Origin of the sequence: Agarivorans sp. B2Z047 (assembly GCF_023373605.1) — a bacterium.
Taxonomy (GTDB): domain Bacteria; phylum Pseudomonadota; class Gammaproteobacteria; order Enterobacterales; family Celerinatantimonadaceae; genus Agarivorans; species Agarivorans albus.
Genome location: NZ_CP088080.1, coordinates 4,388,536 through 4,404,428, shown reverse-complemented (window position 1 = coordinate 4,404,428; position 15,893 = coordinate 4,388,536). Strand labels below are relative to the sequence as shown.

Annotated in this window: 17 protein-coding genes; 10 read left to right on the top strand and 7 right to left on the bottom strand. The window is 44.7% G+C overall.

The window, feature by feature from the left end:
* The first annotated feature begins 41 nt into the window (after positions 1-41).
* Positions 42-1,403: a DNA repair protein RadA gene (gene radA, locus LQZ07_RS20375; protein ID WP_016401412.1), complete on the top strand. Its 1,362-nt coding sequence runs from the start codon at positions 42-44 to the stop codon at positions 1,401-1,403.
* Here radA and LQZ07_RS20370 read toward each other — a convergent pair.
* Together LQZ07_RS20370 and LQZ07_RS20365 are read right to left on the bottom strand one after the other, a co-directional pair.
* Positions 1,400-1,780: a PilZ domain-containing protein gene (locus tag LQZ07_RS20370; RefSeq protein WP_016401411.1), complete on the bottom strand. Its 381-nt coding sequence runs from the start codon at positions 1,778-1,780 to the stop codon at positions 1,400-1,402. The two genes, radA and LQZ07_RS20370, sit on opposite strands and share 4 nt — an antisense overlap.
* 65 nt (positions 1,781-1,845) lie before the next feature.
* Positions 1,846-2,583 carry a 1-acyl-sn-glycerol-3-phosphate acyltransferase gene (locus LQZ07_RS20365; protein ID WP_249483319.1) on the bottom strand — a complete coding sequence of 246 codons (738 nt, stop codon included), beginning with the start codon at positions 2,581-2,583 and terminating at the stop codon, positions 1,846-1,848.
* Positions 2,584-2,655: 72 nt separating this feature from the next.
* Between LQZ07_RS20365 and LQZ07_RS20360 the strand changes: the two genes are divergently transcribed.
* The 6 genes from LQZ07_RS20360 to rarD all read left to right on the top strand — a co-directional run bounded on the left by LQZ07_RS20360 (position 2,656) and on the right by rarD (position 7,776).
* Positions 2,656-3,393 carry a type 1 glutamine amidotransferase gene (locus tag LQZ07_RS20360; RefSeq protein ID WP_152784378.1) on the top strand — a complete coding sequence of 246 codons (738 nt, stop codon included), beginning with the start codon at positions 2,656-2,658 and terminating at the stop codon, positions 3,391-3,393.
* The gene (locus LQZ07_RS20355) at positions 3,390-3,776 is read left to right on the top strand and encodes a hypothetical protein (protein ID WP_152784380.1); all 387 of its coding nucleotides are present in this window, start codon (positions 3,390-3,392) and stop codon (positions 3,774-3,776) included. The genes LQZ07_RS20360 and LQZ07_RS20355 overlap by 4 nt, the downstream gene beginning before the upstream one ends.
* A 243-nt stretch (positions 3,777-4,019) precedes the next feature.
* Positions 4,020-5,381, top strand: coding sequence for a YjiH family protein (locus LQZ07_RS20350; protein ID WP_040307058.1), 1,362 nt, complete (start codon positions 4,020-4,022; stop codon positions 5,379-5,381).
* A 53-nt stretch (positions 5,382-5,434) separates the two neighbouring features.
* Entirely contained in the window at positions 5,435-6,082 is a 648-nt protein-coding gene (locus LQZ07_RS20345) for an HAD family phosphatase (RefSeq protein ID WP_152784383.1), read from the top strand.
* 90 nt (positions 6,083-6,172) lie between these two features.
* Positions 6,173-6,751, top strand: coding sequence for a hypothetical protein (locus LQZ07_RS20340; protein WP_152784385.1), 579 nt, complete (start codon positions 6,173-6,175; stop codon positions 6,749-6,751).
* 71 nt (positions 6,752-6,822) lie between these two features.
* Positions 6,823-7,776, top strand: a complete 954-nt coding sequence (rarD, locus tag LQZ07_RS20335; protein ID WP_371923298.1) for an EamA family transporter RarD — start codon at positions 6,823-6,825, stop codon at positions 7,774-7,776.
* Here the strand turns inward: rarD and LQZ07_RS20330 are convergent.
* Positions 7,773-8,732: an endonuclease/exonuclease/phosphatase family protein gene (locus LQZ07_RS20330; RefSeq protein ID WP_152784386.1), complete on the bottom strand. Its 960-nt coding sequence runs from the start codon at positions 8,730-8,732 to the stop codon at positions 7,773-7,775. The two genes, rarD and LQZ07_RS20330, sit on opposite strands and share 4 nt — an antisense overlap.
* A 203-nt stretch (positions 8,733-8,935) precedes the next feature.
* On the opposite strand from LQZ07_RS20330, the gene LQZ07_RS20325 reads away from it, so the two are divergent.
* Complete coding sequence (locus tag LQZ07_RS20325) at positions 8,936-9,301, top strand: hypothetical protein (protein WP_016401402.1); 366 nt, start codon at positions 8,936-8,938, stop codon at positions 9,299-9,301.
* Between the two features lie 15 nt (positions 9,302-9,316).
* Here LQZ07_RS20325 and LQZ07_RS20320 read toward each other — a convergent pair whose 3' ends face one another.
* Positions 9,317-9,649: a hypothetical protein gene (locus LQZ07_RS20320; protein ID WP_152784388.1), complete on the bottom strand. Its 333-nt coding sequence runs from the start codon at positions 9,647-9,649 to the stop codon at positions 9,317-9,319.
* Between the two features lie 57 nt (positions 9,650-9,706).
* Complete coding sequence (locus tag LQZ07_RS20315) at positions 9,707-10,258, bottom strand: helix-turn-helix transcriptional regulator (RefSeq protein ID WP_152784390.1); 552 nt, start codon at positions 10,256-10,258, stop codon at positions 9,707-9,709.
* Positions 10,259-10,432: 174 nt separating this feature from the next.
* Here LQZ07_RS20315 and LQZ07_RS20310 point away from each other — a divergent pair, with 174 nt between their 5' ends.
* A complete protein-coding gene (locus LQZ07_RS20310; RefSeq protein WP_152784392.1) occupies positions 10,433-11,206 on the top strand; it encodes a YMGG-like glycine zipper-containing protein in 774 nt (257 codons plus the stop codon).
* Positions 11,207-11,262: 56 nt separating this feature from the next.
* Here LQZ07_RS20310 and LQZ07_RS20305 read toward each other — a convergent pair whose 3' ends face one another.
* Both LQZ07_RS20305 and LQZ07_RS20300 read right to left on the bottom strand, forming a co-directional pair.
* Entirely contained in the window at positions 11,263-12,291 is a 1,029-nt protein-coding gene (locus tag LQZ07_RS20305) for a GGDEF domain-containing protein (protein ID WP_152784394.1), read from the bottom strand.
* A 102-nt stretch (positions 12,292-12,393) separates the two neighbouring features.
* The gene (locus LQZ07_RS20300; protein ID WP_152784396.1) at positions 12,394-13,317 is read right to left on the bottom strand and encodes a LysR substrate-binding domain-containing protein; all 924 of its coding nucleotides are present in this window, start codon (positions 13,315-13,317) and stop codon (positions 12,394-12,396) included.
* Between the two features lie 269 nt (positions 13,318-13,586).
* Here LQZ07_RS20300 and metE point away from each other — a divergent pair, with 269 nt between their 5' ends.
* Positions 13,587-15,854, top strand: a complete 2,268-nt coding sequence (gene metE, locus LQZ07_RS20295) for a 5-methyltetrahydropteroyltriglutamate--homocysteine S-methyltransferase (RefSeq protein ID WP_152784398.1) — start codon at positions 13,587-13,589, stop codon at positions 15,852-15,854.
* Positions 15,855-15,893: the final 39 nt, after the last annotated feature.

The following is a 15,893-nucleotide window of genomic DNA, read 5'->3' as shown; positions in this document are numbered from 1 at the left end:
TTTAACACTATTTTAGCATTATGTGACCGCTTGGAGGGTTAATGGCAAAAGCGAAAACGGCCTATGTATGTAACGACTGTGGTGCCGATTTCCCTCGTTGGCAGGGACAATGTGGTGAATGTAAAGCGTGGAATACCATTAGCGAAGTACGTTTGAGTGCCGCACCCTCACGCAATGATCGTTTCACCGGTTATGCCGGCAGTACCGCAGGCAAAGTCCAAACCTTAGAGAGCATTGACCTTGCCGAGCTCCCGCGGTTTTCCACCGGCTTTAAAGAATTTGACCGAGTATTAGGCGGCGGTGTAGTACCTGGTAGCGCCATTTTGATTGGTGGTAGCCCCGGCGCAGGTAAAAGTACTTTGTTGTTGCAAACCATGTGTGGCTTAGCGCAAACCATGGACACACTTTACGTAACGGGTGAGGAATCCTTGCAACAAATCGCCTTGCGCGCGCAGCGCTTAGGTTTGCCTAAAGACAAGCTAAAGTTACTGGCCGAAACCAGCGTTGAGCAAATTGGCCAGGTGGCTTTGGAAGTTAAACCAAAGATGATGGTGATTGACTCTATTCAGGTTATGCACATGGCTGATATTCAATCAGCACCGGGTGGTGTTAGCCAAGTGCGAGAAAGTGCGGCTTGGTTAACCCGTTTTGCTAAGCAACATAATATAGCCATGTTTATGGTGGGCCATGTAACCAAGGACGGCTCGTTAGCTGGGCCTAAAGTTCTGGAGCACTGTATTGATTGTTCCATCATGTTAGAAGGTGATGCCGATGGCCGCTTTCGTACCTTGCGTGGTAACAAAAACCGTTTTGGTGCGATTAACGAGCTGGGTGTATTTGCCATGACCGAACAGGGCATGCGAGAAGTGTCTAACCCTTCTGCCATTTTCCTTTCGCGAGGGCAAGAAGCCGCGCCTGGCTCGGTCGTGATGGTAGTGTGGGAAGGTACTCGTCCGCTACTGGTCGAGATCCAAGCATTGGTTGATTACAGCCAAATGGCGAATCCTAGGCGAGTAGCTGTAGGCCTTGAGCAAAACCGTTTGGCGATGCTGCTTGCGGTAATGCATCGCCATGCTGGTGTACAAATGTCTGATCAAGACGTATTTACCAACGTGGTGGGTGGTGTACGGGTTGCTGAAACTGGCGCCGATTTAGCTTTATTGGTGGCCATGGTCTCTAGCTTTAGAAATCAAATATTGCCGCAAGAGTTGGTGGTATTTGGTGAAGTGGGCTTGTCGGGAGAGATACGCCCAGTAAGCAATGGCCAAGAACGTTTGAACGAAGCCGCTAAACACGGCTTTAAGCGAGCTATAGTGCCTTTGGGCAATCGACCTAAGCAAGCAATAGCAGGGCTCGAGGTGATTGCCGTAAGTAAGTTGGCAGAAGCTTTAGAAGCGGTTTAATCCGCTTCTTGCTGTTGGTCAACTAAGTGCTCTAACTCGCGATGCAATAAGTCGTCATCACCTAGGTTTAACTCAATTAGTCGTTTTAGGTGGCTGGCGCTTTCGATATCAATGTGCAAACAACGTAAACCGATTTGCTGATTGCGTGTGTGTTTAACTTCTACATCCATGGTGATGCTAAGTTCTTCTACTGCAACATCACTCAAGCTAAAACTTAAGGTTAGCTGAGTGAGCTCTTCGTCCCAGTCATTTGGCAAGGTCACCAAGGCACCTTGTAACGATAAATCCAACAGTTGGCATGACCAAGATTGCTCCCCATGGTTTAGGTAGGCGGGGCGGTCAAAAAGAACTCGCAAAAATTGGCGACGCTCGTGCATGTCAGGGTTCCTGTTTATTCGGGGTACTTTAGCCTAAGCCTAGCGTAAATAAGCAAATTTTGCAGCTAAGTCGATGGTGTTTGCGTTAAGGCTTTAGCGATTATTTGCTGAGTGTGTGACGCCAAAGAATGTTCATCCATTTTCGCCACTTGCTGAGCCGATATAGCGGGTAGCACCTGAATGTAAATAGGGTGATGGCCTGTAAGCTGTAAGCTTTTTTTAGGTAAGGCTTCGGCAGTGCCGTGAATAGCAATGGGCAATATCGCTACTTCTGCGTGTTTTGCTAAAGAAAACGCACCTAGTTTAAAAGGTTTTAACTTGCCGTCGGCAGAGCGGCTTCCTTCAGGAAACAAATATACCGAGCTACCTTGTTTAAGGTGTTTTTCTGCTTGCTGGAGCATATTCTTGATGCTGTGTTTATCACCGCGGTTAAGTCCAATGTATTGATTAAGCCACATATTCCAACCAACAAATGGCACTTTAAACATCTCGATTTTTGAGACCCATTTAAAGGGAATGAAAAGGGCAAAGGACAACAAAATATCTAATCCAGATTGATGATTGGATACGATGACATAAGCTTGTTTTTTATCGATATGTTGCAAACCCAAACGCCTTACTTGCCAATGAGGCACTATGATTAAATACAGGCTAGCCCATGCGCAGGTGAAGTAGTGTAACCATAGTCGGCGTTTATCAAAGGCTGCTGTGAGCGCATAAATAATGCAGGCGATAAAGAAAAACAGTATCGAGCTGAGGGCGATAAAACTAAGAATAAGTAACGATAAAAGCTTGAGTAACACCTAGGCTCCTTGTAGTTCTGGGGCAAAGACTGAGTTTTTATAGCTTATTAATCAGTATATTAAGTGGTAATTATGCAACTGTCACGTGAGCAACTAACTATTCTGTTAATTCAGATCCGCGATGATACCGATACCCGCATCGAGGAATTAGCCAGTTTTAGCCACTTTTGTGGCGTAGCGGTAGAGCAGTTTAGAATTCTCAATGTTTTTGATACGCCTGATTGTAGCGATTACGATTTGCAGGGCATCGATGCAGTGTTGGTTGGAGGTTCTAGCGAAGCCAGTGTGCTTGACCCGGAAGGCTACCCTTTTGTAACAGCCATACAGCAGCTACTGTTGCGCTGTATTGAGCAACAGTTACCCACATTTGCTTCTTGTTTTGGTTTTCAACTTGCGGTGCTGGCTCTGGGGGGCAAGATTGTTCATCAAGCGCGTGACTTTGAAATGGGCACCTTAGCTATTTCACTCAGCGAATACGCTCAAGAGGATGTATTGTTCGGTAGTTTGCCCAATCCTTTTATGGCGGTATCTGTTCATCGAGATAGTGCCTTAAGTCTACCTGAAGGCTGTGTTTCCTTAGCATTCACAAAACACTGTGTGCACGCATTAAAAGTATCATCAGCACCATTTTGGGCGAGCCAGTTTCACCCTGAGGTAAATCGCAGTATCTTAGTTCAACGTTTAAGCCAGTTTCGTGAGCATTACACTCAAGGAGATAATCATTTGCAGCAAGTGTTAACAGCCGCGCAAGAGACGCCTGATAGCAATGGTTTATTAAAGGCATTCATAGATAAGGTGGTACTAGCTTGAAGAAGCTCTTTTTAGCCATGGTGTTGTGGCCCGCGTTTACTGGCTTTGTAATAGCTAAACCAAACTTGGGAGGCTTTAAGCCTGAGCAGGTTTGCCAAGCCGCGATAGCCAGCTTGCAAGGCGTGGATGTAAAAATGGTCGATAATTACCGCAGCGCTCAATCGCTCATGCAAATGCGAGTGAGGCACAATGGCCAAAGCCACAGCTACTATTGCCAGCTTGAAGGTGACCAAGTGTTATGGCGCAGGGCGCAAGACAGCCGGTGGCAAACCAGCACCACGGTACGCTTTCACTACAATAGCAGTGCTAAGCAGTTATTTATTAAGCACTATTTGGCTGCTGCACAGTTAGCAGAGTACCGTTACCGTGGCGAAGATTTTTAAAAGTAAGCTAATAAGCTCCTCGCAGTTTAAGAATTTATTGCTGACTGGCTAGTTGTAAGTTTTGATAATGATCAAGATAACCAGTTAATGATGTTTTGGTTTTGACTTTTAGTAGCTTAAAAATCTTGATTAGCTGGTTTTTTGCTTGTATTCTTGCGCGAAAATATATTCACGCTTAGTGAATATAACTACAGAATATACCAAATAGAGTGATTTTATATGCGAGACGCCAAGCCAGCATCTATGCCTAATGCCCCAACAAACCATCCTGCAGTAGGTTCTGCTTGGAAGTTTGTATTACCTTCATTATTGGGCATTTTCTTGTTTATGTTGCCGTTGCCTTACGATGGCTCGTTTACCATTCCGGTGGCGATTATGGCAAAAAGCTTGGTAGCAGCTTTAGGTGATAGCGCCTTGTGGCTAGTGGTTGGTTTAATCACCCTTAGTGCCCTAATGTCTACCTATACACTAATTGCTAAGCCTAATTGGCTTGGCAAAAATGCCTTGCTAACGTCATTGTTTCAGGTTTCTCTACCTTGGTATGTGGTAAGAATGTTGGGTTGGGTTCTGGTGCTGGTATGCGCTTTTGAATTGGGGCCTCAAGCTATTTGGTCGGGTGATACTGGCGGCCTCATTTTAGGTGACTTACTGCCTACCTTACTTAGTGTGTTCATTTTTGCTGGTTTGTTATTACCCCTATTGCTTAATTTTGGCTTGTTAGAGTTTGTAGGCACTTTGTTGAGCAAAATCATGCGTCCTCTGTTCGGTTTACCAGGTCGCAGTGCAGTAGATTCAATGGCGTCTTGGTTAGGTGATGGTAGCGTAGGGATTTTGCTAACTAACAAGCAGTATGAAGATAAACACTATACCCAACGTGAAGGCGTAGTCATTGCCACCACCTTTTCTGCAGTATCTATTACCTTTAGTTTGGTGGTATTAGCGCAAGTTAACCTTGAGCATATGTTTGCTCCTTTCTATCTTACTGTGTGTATTGCAGGTCTTGCTGCAGCGGTTATTGTGCCACGACTTCCGCCGCTTTCTGGTTTTAAAGATCAATTTATTGATGGTAGTGAGCGCAAGCAAGATGACGAAGTTATTCCTGCTGGTTACAACACCATCACTTGGGCTTGGCAGCTGGCACTTGTTCAAGCTGGTCGAGCGAGTCACCCTAAACAATTAGCCAAGCAAGGTGTGCATAATGTACTGGACATGGTGCTTGGTGTATTGCCGGTGATTATGGCGGTGGGCTCGGTAGCCTTAGTGGTAGCAGAATACACTCCCATTTTTAGTTTCTTAGGTAAGCCATTCATTCCTTTGCTAGAGCTATTGCAGCTTCCAGAGGCAGCGAGAGCGTCGGAAACCTTAGTGGTAGGTTTTGCCGATATGTTTATTCCGTCAATTCTTGCTGCGTCTATTGAAGCCGATATAACCCGTTTTGTTATCGCAGCGGTATCGGTAACTCAGCTGATTTATTTGTCGGAAGTAGGCGCGATTATTATGGGTAGCCAGTTGCCAGTTAAACTGTGGCAGTTGTTTGCTATCTTCTTGATTCGTACTTTAGTCACCTTGCCGATCATTGCGGTAATGGCCCATTTATTCTTTTAATATGTAAGCCGCTTAGCGTGAGTTACGCGGCTTAGTTTTTACTGGAGAGTTGTATGCATTTTAGCGCTGCTGTGTTTGATATGGACGGCTTGCTGCTCGACAGTGAGCAAGTGTCTTACGATACCTTTTCTCAAGCTTGTAGTGAGCTAGGTTTAGCGTTTAAAGAACAGGTTTACCTTAGCTGTATTGGCACCAATGCCGAGCAAATAAAAAAGACCATTTGTGAGGGATACGGCGAGGGCTTGGATTATCCAAGGCTGCGTGACTGTTGGTTGGATAAGTACCATGCCTTGGCTGTTGATCAAGCATTACCGATTAAACAAGGTGTGGTAGATTTGTTGCAGTGGTTAACAAGCCAAGGCGTTCCATTAGCCGTTGCCACTTCTTCGGGTAAACCTACCGCTGAAGCTAAGCTGGGAAATGCAGACTTACTGCATTTTTTTGAGAGTGTTTCTACCGGGTGTCAGGTGAGCAATAGTAAACCGCACCCAGAAATTTTCTTAAAAGCCGCCAAGTCGCTAAATATTGACGCCAGTAAGTGTTTAGCCTTTGAAGACTCAGAAAACGGAGTTAGAGCTGCAGTAGCAGCCGGTATGCAGGTCTATCAGATCCCGGATCTTATTCAACCTAGTGACGAGCTCAAGCGCTTGGGACACAGGGTTCGCGCCTCCTTAAGTGAGGTCTTACTGGAGCTGAAATAGTCGAGTTCATCTAGCCAGCAAATATTTGACGCTATTTGCTGGCATCGTTTTTGCTCATTGAAGATTATTAGAATCAGCAATGAGCAAATTATGATAGAAATTCAGATCAGTAACGATGTGCAAGCTTGGCTTCCTCGTGAGTTACCTTCCCTTGAAAACGCCTCTGTTCGTCATAGCTGGAGTGCTCACGCATTTGCTGTAGATTCACATGAATGCTTAGCAGTATTGGAGCGTAACAGTGGCTACGTAATGCTATTTTTTGATTTAAATAAGCGTGATTACCAAAACTTTTCTCGAGTTTGGCAGCTACGTTTATTGACCGAGGCCATTGCCGTAGCCGATTTACAGGATGAAGAAATTGAAGCCTTGAAAAAGAATATGTTGGCTGATTTTCAGAATGTATTGGTTACCGATGGGGTAAACCATCCCGTTGCGCCGCAGCTAGATAAGCTTAAAAATTTGGTTCAAGTAATGGCTAAACGCGAAGGAAAAGTACCTAGCCAGCAAATGGATGAGTTTCGTTGGGGAGTAATTCTAAACGATTACGCTCAGCGTCAAAATGGCCTAAGCCCATATCAAAAAATGCAAAGCCAATGGCAAGCTATGGCTGCCACAGCACAATTCCATCAAGTATCAGCTCAATCATCTAGTACCAAGCTTTTACACTAGTTAAAAATTGCGCAAATAACTTGCAGCCATAGCATAATTGCTGCTTAATCAGGGTTTAACTCATTGATTAAGTGGCTGCTGTGGCGCTAGTTTCCTCTCATTCTTCCCGTCTTTATTTTGGTTTAGCTTGCTCGGTAATGGCTTCGTGCATGTTTGCTTTTCTTCCTTGGTATATCCATCAGTTTCCTTTAAATGAAAACAGCGGCAACTGGCTAGCAGCTCAGCGTATTGTGTGGAGCTGTTTGCTAATGTTTGTGGGGTTAGCTTGTTTCAAGCAACTACCTTTACTCATTCGGCACATGGCTAATTGGCGAGCTTGGCCACGCTTGATGCTGGCTGCTGTATTAGTTGGCTTGCAGTTTTGGTTGTTTATTTGGGCGCCAGCCAACGGCCAGACGCTGCCGGTTGCGCTGGGTTATTTTTCGTTGCCCTTGGTATTGGTATTAGTGGGACGGTTTGTTTATAAAGAGCAGCTTAGTAGCCTGCAATGGGTGTCTGTAACAGTTGCAGCTGTAGGAGTTGCTTACGCTTACGTAATGGCTGATGGATTGTCGTGGATAGTGTTGTTGGTGGCCTTGGGCTACCCCTTATATTTTATGTTGCGGCGTAAGTATCCCTTGCCCAGCCATATTGCTTTTACTATTGATAACTTAATGCTATTGCCGCTTGCGTGTGCTTATTTGCTAATGGGTGAAGGCGTGAGCGAAGCGCAAAGCCAGCTCTCGAATCTGTACAACTATGCCCCTTGGCTGTATTACCTCGGACTGGGGGTAGCGGGTACCATTCCTATGTTACTGTTTTTACTTGCTTCTAACTATTTGCCTCTAAGTTTGTTTGGCTTAATGGGTTATTTAGAACCTGTATTGGTATTTAGCGTGGGTTGGTTACTTGGTGAACGTTTAAGCCCTGAGCAGTGGCCAACTTATATGTTGATCATTTTTGCCTTAGTGTTATTGGCAATAGATGGTCTGCGGCGCGGTGTTCGCCAAACCGCAAGCCGCAAAAAGCTGCCTAAAGCTTGTTAAGGTAGCGCTAAACTTGCAGTGATTGGGCGGTGATCGCCGCCTACTGAATCAAGTACCCTGGCGCTGGCAAAACTAAGATCTTCTGAAGCTAATACGTGGTCTATTCTTGCGCCGTGCCATGACGTGTATTTGGTGTAGTTGACTCCGCTGCCTACTAGGTCAATGCCATTGTTTAGACCGGCTAAATGCCGCTGATAAAGATTTTCCTGGACCATCATATTAAAGTCTCCAGCAGCTATATAGCTGGTTTGCTGCTTAGCCCAAGACGCCACCAAAGAGGCTTGCATGTTGCGAGCAAAGTGCAAGTTGTTAAATGCTTCAGGCTCAAAACTACGATGGATTAAGGCGTTAATGGTTGGCCTTGGGGTGTCCATATGGATATTGGCGATACTCAGTTCTTTGCCTTCAATCGTGGTGTGATAAAACACTGCAAATTTACCGAATCCACCAAAGGTTTCACGCGATAAACTGCCTTGATGTTCAATTGGCGTTCTGCTTACGGTGCAAAGGTGGTCGCAGTGGCTATACCAACTATCGTCAAAGACTTGCTGCACCCGCTCAGGCTTTGATTCCTGCATAAACACAATGTCGGGTTTTAGCTCCGCCACCAACTTGCGAATTTGCGGTGAGCTTGCGCCATTGCCGTTGTTTAAAGACAAAATGGTGATGGCGCTAGCTTGCTGCTGAGGCAACTTAAGCTGAAGATCTTGAAACTGTACAAACACCACCGCGCAGAGTGCCCAGTTTAGGTACTGCCATTTGCCTAGCTGGTGGATAAACAAAATCGGCGTAAGGGCCAGTAAAATCGCCCACCAGCGCGGAGAGAATAGGCTCAAATAACTTATGGATATTCCTAGAGGGGTATCTGGCAGATGCGGCAAGCTCAATATTGCTCCTGCTGCTAGCAGGCAGCAAATAGAAAGAGTAATAGAGAAGAATTTTACTAGCTTATTCATTAGCTTATTGTTACCTTCTGCGCCCTGTAAAATCTGGGCATAAGTATATACGCGGTCAGTGGCAAATTTCCATGTCACGTCGTTTTAGCGTAACAAAGTTCTTGTAGTATGCGCAGTTATGGAAACGTAAACAATATGTAACAGCTGTGCCGCAGGCATTTCGCTGTTAATGGTGGTTTTGTTAACAAGTAGGTTGATTTCAAATGTTTTCTAAGCAAGGATCTGTTGCAGAAATTGGGTTCGGTATTAAGAACTTAAGCTTAAAAAAAACCAAGGCAGGTGGTGTGTTTCAGCTGTTACTAATATTACTGGGTGCGGTAGTGCTGTTTTTTAATCGCCGCGATAGTAGTCAAAGAGTGTGGGCTCGTTTACCCACGCTAAACGACTATCAGACTCGTTACCCTGAAAAAACCGAAGATGCTAATACGATTCGTTGTATCCATTGCGATAGCGACCAAACGTGGGAGTATGGTTTGGAAAGCCTGATGGATCACCGCCGTGAGTGTGTTTGTCTAGCCTGTGGACATCGTTTGTGGCGCAAAGAACAAGAGAGCTTGGCTATTCAATAGCCTCTTCATAACTCCTTAATCACTTCTTAAGATATTTAAAAATACCGGTGAATTAAATAGCGCTTGTCGTTCTATCCTACAGGTTACGTACTGATAGCGCTTACCTCTATGTTTGATACCTAGATTACGGTTGTCACTTGGTGGACCTATTGTTTCGATGGAGTGTGGTACGTTTTCTAACATCACAAAAGCAATGTCGCGGCGAATTCTTATGCCTATATAGCTTAACGACTTATTCATAATGAAGGCTTTAAACAAGTTTTCGTAAACTTGAGTGATGGCGTTTACTCGCCCTGTGTAAATGGAGTAAATATATAAGCTGGCTGGTTCATTGTTGTTGGCTAGCATTTCTTCGCATACATCGGTTTCATCTAAGCTTTTATCTAGTAGCTTTTCAAAATAGGGCTATTTTATCTTGAGAGCAAAACAATGCCCAGCGAGTTGACCGAGGTAGAAATAGTAACTTACCTCTGCTGCGGGATGGTTTTGAAGCGTCTCGAGCCAAGCGCTGTCCCACTGCTCATAGCCAAAGGTGAGGTTATCAATGTAATTGCTCAGGTGTTGAGCACTATGATCCGCTAAAGGGTGGGGTGGGCTTATGCGATCAAAGCTCAGTTCTCTTTGAGGGAGATAGGGATGAGCTCCCAAGTAGTGTTTAAACTTGGCTCGAGCTTCAAGGACTTTATTCATCGCTTGGTTGCTAGGAAGGTTTTTCGAGCTAAAGCTACTGGAAGTGAAAATCTTATAAGCTTCATCACCAAAGTAGCGAATAATTTCTAGCTGCCGATTTAAACTTGGCTCTACTTTTCCCCGCTCCCAACGGCTCACCGCCAAGGCATCAAGCTCACTAAATTCTGGGCTAAAGGCCGCTAATACTTGGCAAAGCTGTTCTTGGGTTAGGTTTGCTTGGTTACGTTTTTGCTGCAAATAATCGGCAATGCTCTTGTAGTTAGCCATATAGAGTGTTCAAGTAATTGTTATTATGTGGTTTATTTTAGCAGTACTTGTTGAATCGCCCAAAGGGGCTTGCTAGGCATTGATTATAAAAAAATATTTTTTGCATGCTCTGATGCTAGCTGGTGCTTTGATTTATCTTAGCGACCGATTATTTAGCAACCACGAGAATCTTGAATGAACAAAGTCGGAACCTCTATTAGTGTCGTTTTACTTGCAAGCAGCATGCTTGCTGGCTGTGCCTCAACGGATGGTGAGCCAGATCCTAACCAAGGAATGAAAACAGGTGCAGTAGGTGGAGCCGTTGTAGGTTTGGTTATGGGCGCGGTGACTGGAGATGCAGAGTTGGCAGTGAAAGGTGCTGCTGTTGGTGCTGCGGCTGGTGGTGCCAGTGGTGCAATGCGCGATTACGAGAATAGCCAAGAGAATCGTCGAACCGACGTAACTGCAGAAGCCATCTCCCAACCAAACACAGTGATTATGAATGGTGACAATGCAACGGCCAATCAAGGTGAGCATTTGAACAAATTACTGGGTCAATGGCAGGTAAACGTTTGGGCGATTCAGCCTGATGGTAGCACCATCGAAGCGCAGGGGCTTGCTCGCGGTAAAATGATGGAAAGTGACGCTGCTACGGTAGAGCTAGAGCAGCTAGAAGTTGCAGGTGAACAACTTGAACTACAAGCCAGCACAACGATAAGTTATAACCTGCAACAGGGACATCAGTTAAGTGTGAGCGCGTCAAATCTTGAGAGCGATGTTGTGTATGCCGGGGAATTTCAAGCGGCGATGAATCGTTTTAGCTACTATCCTTTGAGTCAAGTTAGTACAGCTAATATGCGCATGGAGTTACGAGTGGTGAGCCCGCAGCTATGGATTGTTGAAACCTACTCACAGCAAGGTAGTGAAGAGAAAATGATCCAGTCTTATCGCTTTAGCAAGATCAGCTAATAAAATTTTACTTATAAAGTAACGCTAGTGGTGTTTAGCCTATTTAAACAAAGAGTTTAAATAGGCTGTTTTGGTGAGCTGGTTTCTACACGCTCAAATTGACTGGGCCAAGTTTGCTTTCTCCCCGCTTGCTTGGCTTGGTATAAACCTTGGTCTGCCCGTTCAATCCAATCATCAATACTCTCACTTTCTTTGATGCTAGCTATGCCTGCACTAAAACTAATCGACAGTTGGTTAGGCGCTAATAAACTAGAAATTTTAGCTACGAGCTTCTCGCTAGTTTGGTAGGCAGTATCAAAGTCTGCATCATGCAACATGATAAGAAACTCTTCGCCTCCGTAGCGAAATACTCGGTCGTTAACGCGGGTGTTTTGTTGCAAAAAGTGGGCAAACCACACCAGTATTTGATCGCCTACATTATGGCCATGTTGGTCATTAATGGCTTTAAAATGGTCTAAATCTAAAAGGATAATGCTAGCTTTTATGCCACTGCGTTTATGTTGTTGGGTAGCTTTTAGCAGCTCATCAAACAAGGCTCTGCGGTTATAACAACGCGTGAGGGAGTCTTTAAAAGCGAGTTCTTTGAGTTCGTTATTTTGTTTTACCAGTACCCGCGCTAAGCCCCAAGCAAAAATATGTGAGGCCACTACGCCAATGCTAAAACGTATACCTTGATGAACACCTAAGTGATGAACACCAAGAATTATTGCCAGAATGCTTACAGCCAATACAAGGCGCTCTGCCATTTGCAGCGGTAAGTGGATAAAGCAGGCCAAAATTAATGCGGGAACAAAAAACTCGCCATGCATATTGGGTTGAGTTAGCGCTAATAAAACCGGGGGAATGGCTAGCAATAAGAACCATACGTCGGCAGTTTTGTAATGGTTGGATTCCGGCTTGGTGAATAGAAAGAATAGTGAAACTAAAATGGCCAAGGCGCAGGGTAGTACAACTAAGCCGTACCCAAATACCCCATTAACTAAATGAGTAATTGAAAAATAAGCACTAGGAATGAAACCTGCCAAATGCATGACAAGGCTCATTTTTCTTTCTGTAAACTCTGCTGGAGACCAGTCAGACACCATCGCAAAAACCTATGCCAAAAAGTTAAAATACGAGCTGGGAGCTTTCCTTATGTTATTAAAAGTAAACTCTTTTTGGCGGATCCGTCAAATCAAATTGACGCTTTATTTTTGCTTAAAGCTTAGTGCTCTGCTGCCTTTTAGTTGGCTGAGTGCTTGTTGCAAAATAAGTTCAACAAAATCTTTTAGCACTGTACTTGATTGAGCGTTTTTACTAAAAGCTGCGTACATGGGACGCCATAAGGCTTGTTCAAACGACAATAAGTGCACAAATTGTTGTTGTGCATAATGCTCTACAGCCCAATAAGGCATCGCTGCCACTCCCATTCCTGCTGCGACCATTTGCAGTAACATGGCTGGGTTATCGGCGTGTTTCCATTGTTTTACAGCTACTTGGCTGGGTTGAAGAATGTAACGATATAAGTCTAAGCGTTGTGGCGTTACCGGGTAACTAATGATGGTCTCTTGGCTCAGCTGGGAGGCTTTTACTGTCGCTTGGCTGCTTAAGCGGTGTTGAGGTGGACAAATAAGTACCATTTCATATTCAAACAAAGGCTCAAAGTGGATTTGCTCCTCTGGGCTTACTTCAGACGTTAGCAGAATGTCAGCTTCCCCGCGCTGTAACAAGGGCAGGCCGTTATAGTCTTTATCTTGGCAAAAATGGCTATTTACTTCTGGCCAAGTTTGCTGAAATCGCTGCAAAGCCGGTAATAGCCATTGAAAACAAGCATGACAATCAACACTAATGTTTAAACGTGTTTGCTGTTGTTGGGCGGCGCTAAATTGTTGCTCGGTTTGTTCAATTAAAGGCAGCACCTGCTGGGCTAAACTAAGCAGTTGCTGGCCGTGTTGAGTAAGTTGCAAGGGCTGCTGCTTTCTTAACACTAGGTGACTATTGATGCGCTGCTCTAAGTCTTTTAGCTGGTGAGATAGCGCCGAATCTGTAATAAACAACTTAGCAGCAGCTGACTTTAAAGAAGAGCTAGCAGCAATAGCTTGAATGCAACGTAAATGCTTTACCTCTAACATTTATCTGGCTAGCTCCTTTAAGTGTTTGGGCGAATTTGCAGCTTAGGCAGTTCAGTTTTGTTTGTATATATAAGTGCCAAGTTAGATGGCTTAACATGAATATTTTTCAATATAGGTAGGGGGAGCGCTCTAATTCTGTATGACCAGTTTTCACTGGATTAAGCAGAGTTGAGAGAAATTCAATTTAACTTGATGGCTTTTCAATTGTGTTGAGGCCTCGCTCTGGTCAATATGGATTTATACATCTAGACGGCTAAAAGGATATTGATATGAGCACTACTCACGTATTGGGTTACCCAAGAATTGGTAAGCAACGAGAACTAAAATTTGCTTTAGAAAGCTACTGGCGTGGTGACTCTTCGCAGCAAGAGTTATTACAAGTTGGCAAAAATATTCGCCAACAAAACTGGCAAGCGCAAAAAGACAGCGGTCAAGCTTGGGTGACCGTAGGCGACTTTGCTTGGTACGACCAAGTACTAAATACCTCATTATTGTTAGGCAACCTGCCTAAGCGTCATCAGTCTGAGCAAATTAACCTAGATAGCATGTTTGCAATTGCTCGTGGCCAACAGGGCTGTGGCTGTAATCATGCGGCATCAGACATGAGCAAATGGTTTAACACCAATTACCATTACATTGTGCCGGAGTTTTCTGAAGACAGTGTATTTAGCCTACAGTGGCAGCAACTGTTCGATGAAATTCGCGAAGCATTTGAGCAAGGTCATGCAGTTAAGCCGGTTATTTTGGGGCCTGTTTCTTACCTGTATCTAGGTAAAAATGACGACCAAGCAGCCAGTGATTTTGACCGTTTGTCGTTATTGCCACAGTTGTTAACGGTTTACCGCGAAATCTTCCAAGCTATTGCTGATTTAGGTGTGGAGTGGGTTCAAGTGGACGAACCTATTTTGGGACTAGAGCTCGATTCGCAATGGCAAGACGCATTGTTAGCTGCTTATCAAACAAAGCTAAGTCCCACTAAGTTGCTTCTGACCAGCTATTTTGCAGATGTGTTAGACAATGCTGAGGTGATTAAACAATTGGCGGTAGACGGGCTGCATTTAGATTTATCTGCCGCTCCACAACAGCTTGAGCAAGTACTAACTTGGTTACCTGAAGCGTGGGTACTGTCTGCCGGTGTAATTAATGGTCGCAATGTATGGCGAGCAAATTTGCCAGAGATTATCGAAAACTACAGCTCACTTAAAGTTCGTTTAGGCGAGCGCTTGTGGCTTGCTTCGTCTTGTTCTTTGTTGCACAGCCCGCTTGATCTAGAGAGTGAAACGGACTTAGGTGATGCTAAGTATCGTTTGGCTTTTGCGGAGCAAAAACTATCTGAACTGCAAATACTGGATGAAGCGCTAAACGGTGAAGCTGACGCCCTGCGGCTATCTCGCCAATACAGTGCTGCTTTGCAAAACCTTAGCAAGAAAAACAACTCCAGCTTGCAGCAGCGAATTAGCGCCTTAACCCCGGCTGAGCGTGAGCGTACTTTAAGCTTTGCACAGCGCCAAGAGATTCAGCAGCAAAGTTTGCAATTGCCACCCTTGCCAACCACTACCATCGGTTCATTTCCACAAACCAATGAAATTCGCCGTCAGCGTCGCGAATATAAAGCAGGACAACTAAGCCAAGCTGATTATGATGCTGCGCTTGCACAACATATTAAGGATGCGATTGAGCGTCAAGAGCGCTTAGATTTGGATGTGTTAGTGCATGGTGAAGCCGAACGTAACGACATGGTTGAGTATTTTGCCGAGCTATTAGATGGCTTTATTGCTAGCCGCTTTGGTTGGGTGCAGAGTTATGGTTCGCGTTGTGTAAAACCAGCAATTATTGTAGATGACATCGAGCGCGCTAAACCTCTTACTATTGAATGGAGCAGTTATGCGCAATCCTTAACTAACAAGCCGGTAAAAGGCATGTTAACTGGCCCGGTGACTATTTTGACGTGGAGCTTCGCCCGAGAGGATATTAGCCGCGCCCAAATCGCCGAGCAAATCGCTATCGCGCTTAATGACGAAGTGGCCGAGCTGCAACAAGCGGGTATTCAAGTTATTCAAATTGATGAACCTGCTATTCGCGAAGGTATGCCGCTTAAACGCAGCCAATGGGATGATTATTTAAACTGGGCGGTATCGGCCTTTAAGTTATCAGCCGCTAGCGCCAAGCCAGAAACGCAGATCCATACTCACATGTGTTACAGCGAGTTTAATGACATTATGCCGGCGGTTGCCGCATTGGATGCCGACGTATTAACCATTGAGACTTCTCGTTCGGCGATGAGTTTGTTGCAGGCCTTTGAGCATTTCGAGTATCCAAATGAAATTGGCCCAGGTGTTTACGACATTCATTCGCCTAACATTCCTAGCATCGATGATATTAAAGCGTTGATTGATAAAGCAGCACAATGGATCCCATTGCAACGCTTATGGGTAAACCCAGATTGTGGCTTAAAAACCCGTAATTGGCAGGAAACTGAAGCAGCCTTAAACAACATGGTATTAGCAACCAAAGAGCTACGTGCTAGCTTTAGCTAAATTCAACCAGCAATAGCCCCTTTAATTAAGGGGCTATTT

Excerpts from the sequence above, each read along its gene's own strand:
- LQZ07_RS20305 (WP_152784394.1), bottom strand. The coding sequence starts at position 12,291 with ATGGTGTCTGACTGGTCTCCAGCAGAGTTTACAGAAAGAAAAATGAGC.
- LQZ07_RS20350 (WP_040307058.1), top strand. The coding sequence starts at position 4,020 with ATGCCTAATGCCCCAACAAACCATCCTGCAGTAGGTTCTGCTTGGAAG.
- LQZ07_RS20315 (WP_152784390.1), bottom strand. The coding sequence starts at position 10,258 with ATGGCTAACTACAAGAGCATTGCCGATTATTTGCAGCAAAAACGTAAC.
- LQZ07_RS20325 (WP_016401402.1), top strand. The coding sequence starts at position 8,936 with ATGTTTTCTAAGCAAGGATCTGTTGCAGAAATTGGGTTCGGTATTAAG.
- LQZ07_RS20320 (WP_152784388.1), bottom strand. The coding sequence starts at position 9,649 with ATGCTAGCCAACAACAATGAACCAGCCAGCTTATATATTTACTCCATT.
- radA (WP_016401412.1), top strand. The coding sequence starts at position 42 with ATGGCAAAAGCGAAAACGGCCTATGTATGTAACGACTGTGGTGCCGAT.
- LQZ07_RS20340 (WP_152784385.1), top strand. The coding sequence starts at position 6,173 with ATGATAGAAATTCAGATCAGTAACGATGTGCAAGCTTGGCTTCCTCGT.
- LQZ07_RS20360 (WP_152784378.1), top strand. The coding sequence starts at position 2,656 with ATGCAACTGTCACGTGAGCAACTAACTATTCTGTTAATTCAGATCCGC.
- metE (WP_152784398.1), top strand. The coding sequence starts at position 13,587 with ATGAGCACTACTCACGTATTGGGTTACCCAAGAATTGGTAAGCAACGA.
- LQZ07_RS20345 (WP_152784383.1), top strand. The coding sequence starts at position 5,435 with ATGCATTTTAGCGCTGCTGTGTTTGATATGGACGGCTTGCTGCTCGAC.
- LQZ07_RS20300 (WP_152784396.1), bottom strand. The coding sequence starts at position 13,317 with ATGTTAGAGGTAAAGCATTTACGTTGCATTCAAGCTATTGCTGCTAGC.
- LQZ07_RS20330 (WP_152784386.1), bottom strand. The coding sequence starts at position 8,732 with ATGAATAAGCTAGTAAAATTCTTCTCTATTACTCTTTCTATTTGCTGC.
- LQZ07_RS20370 (WP_016401411.1), bottom strand. The coding sequence starts at position 1,780 with ATGCACGAGCGTCGCCAATTTTTGCGAGTTCTTTTTGACCGCCCCGCC.
- LQZ07_RS20310 (WP_152784392.1), top strand. The coding sequence starts at position 10,433 with ATGAACAAAGTCGGAACCTCTATTAGTGTCGTTTTACTTGCAAGCAGC.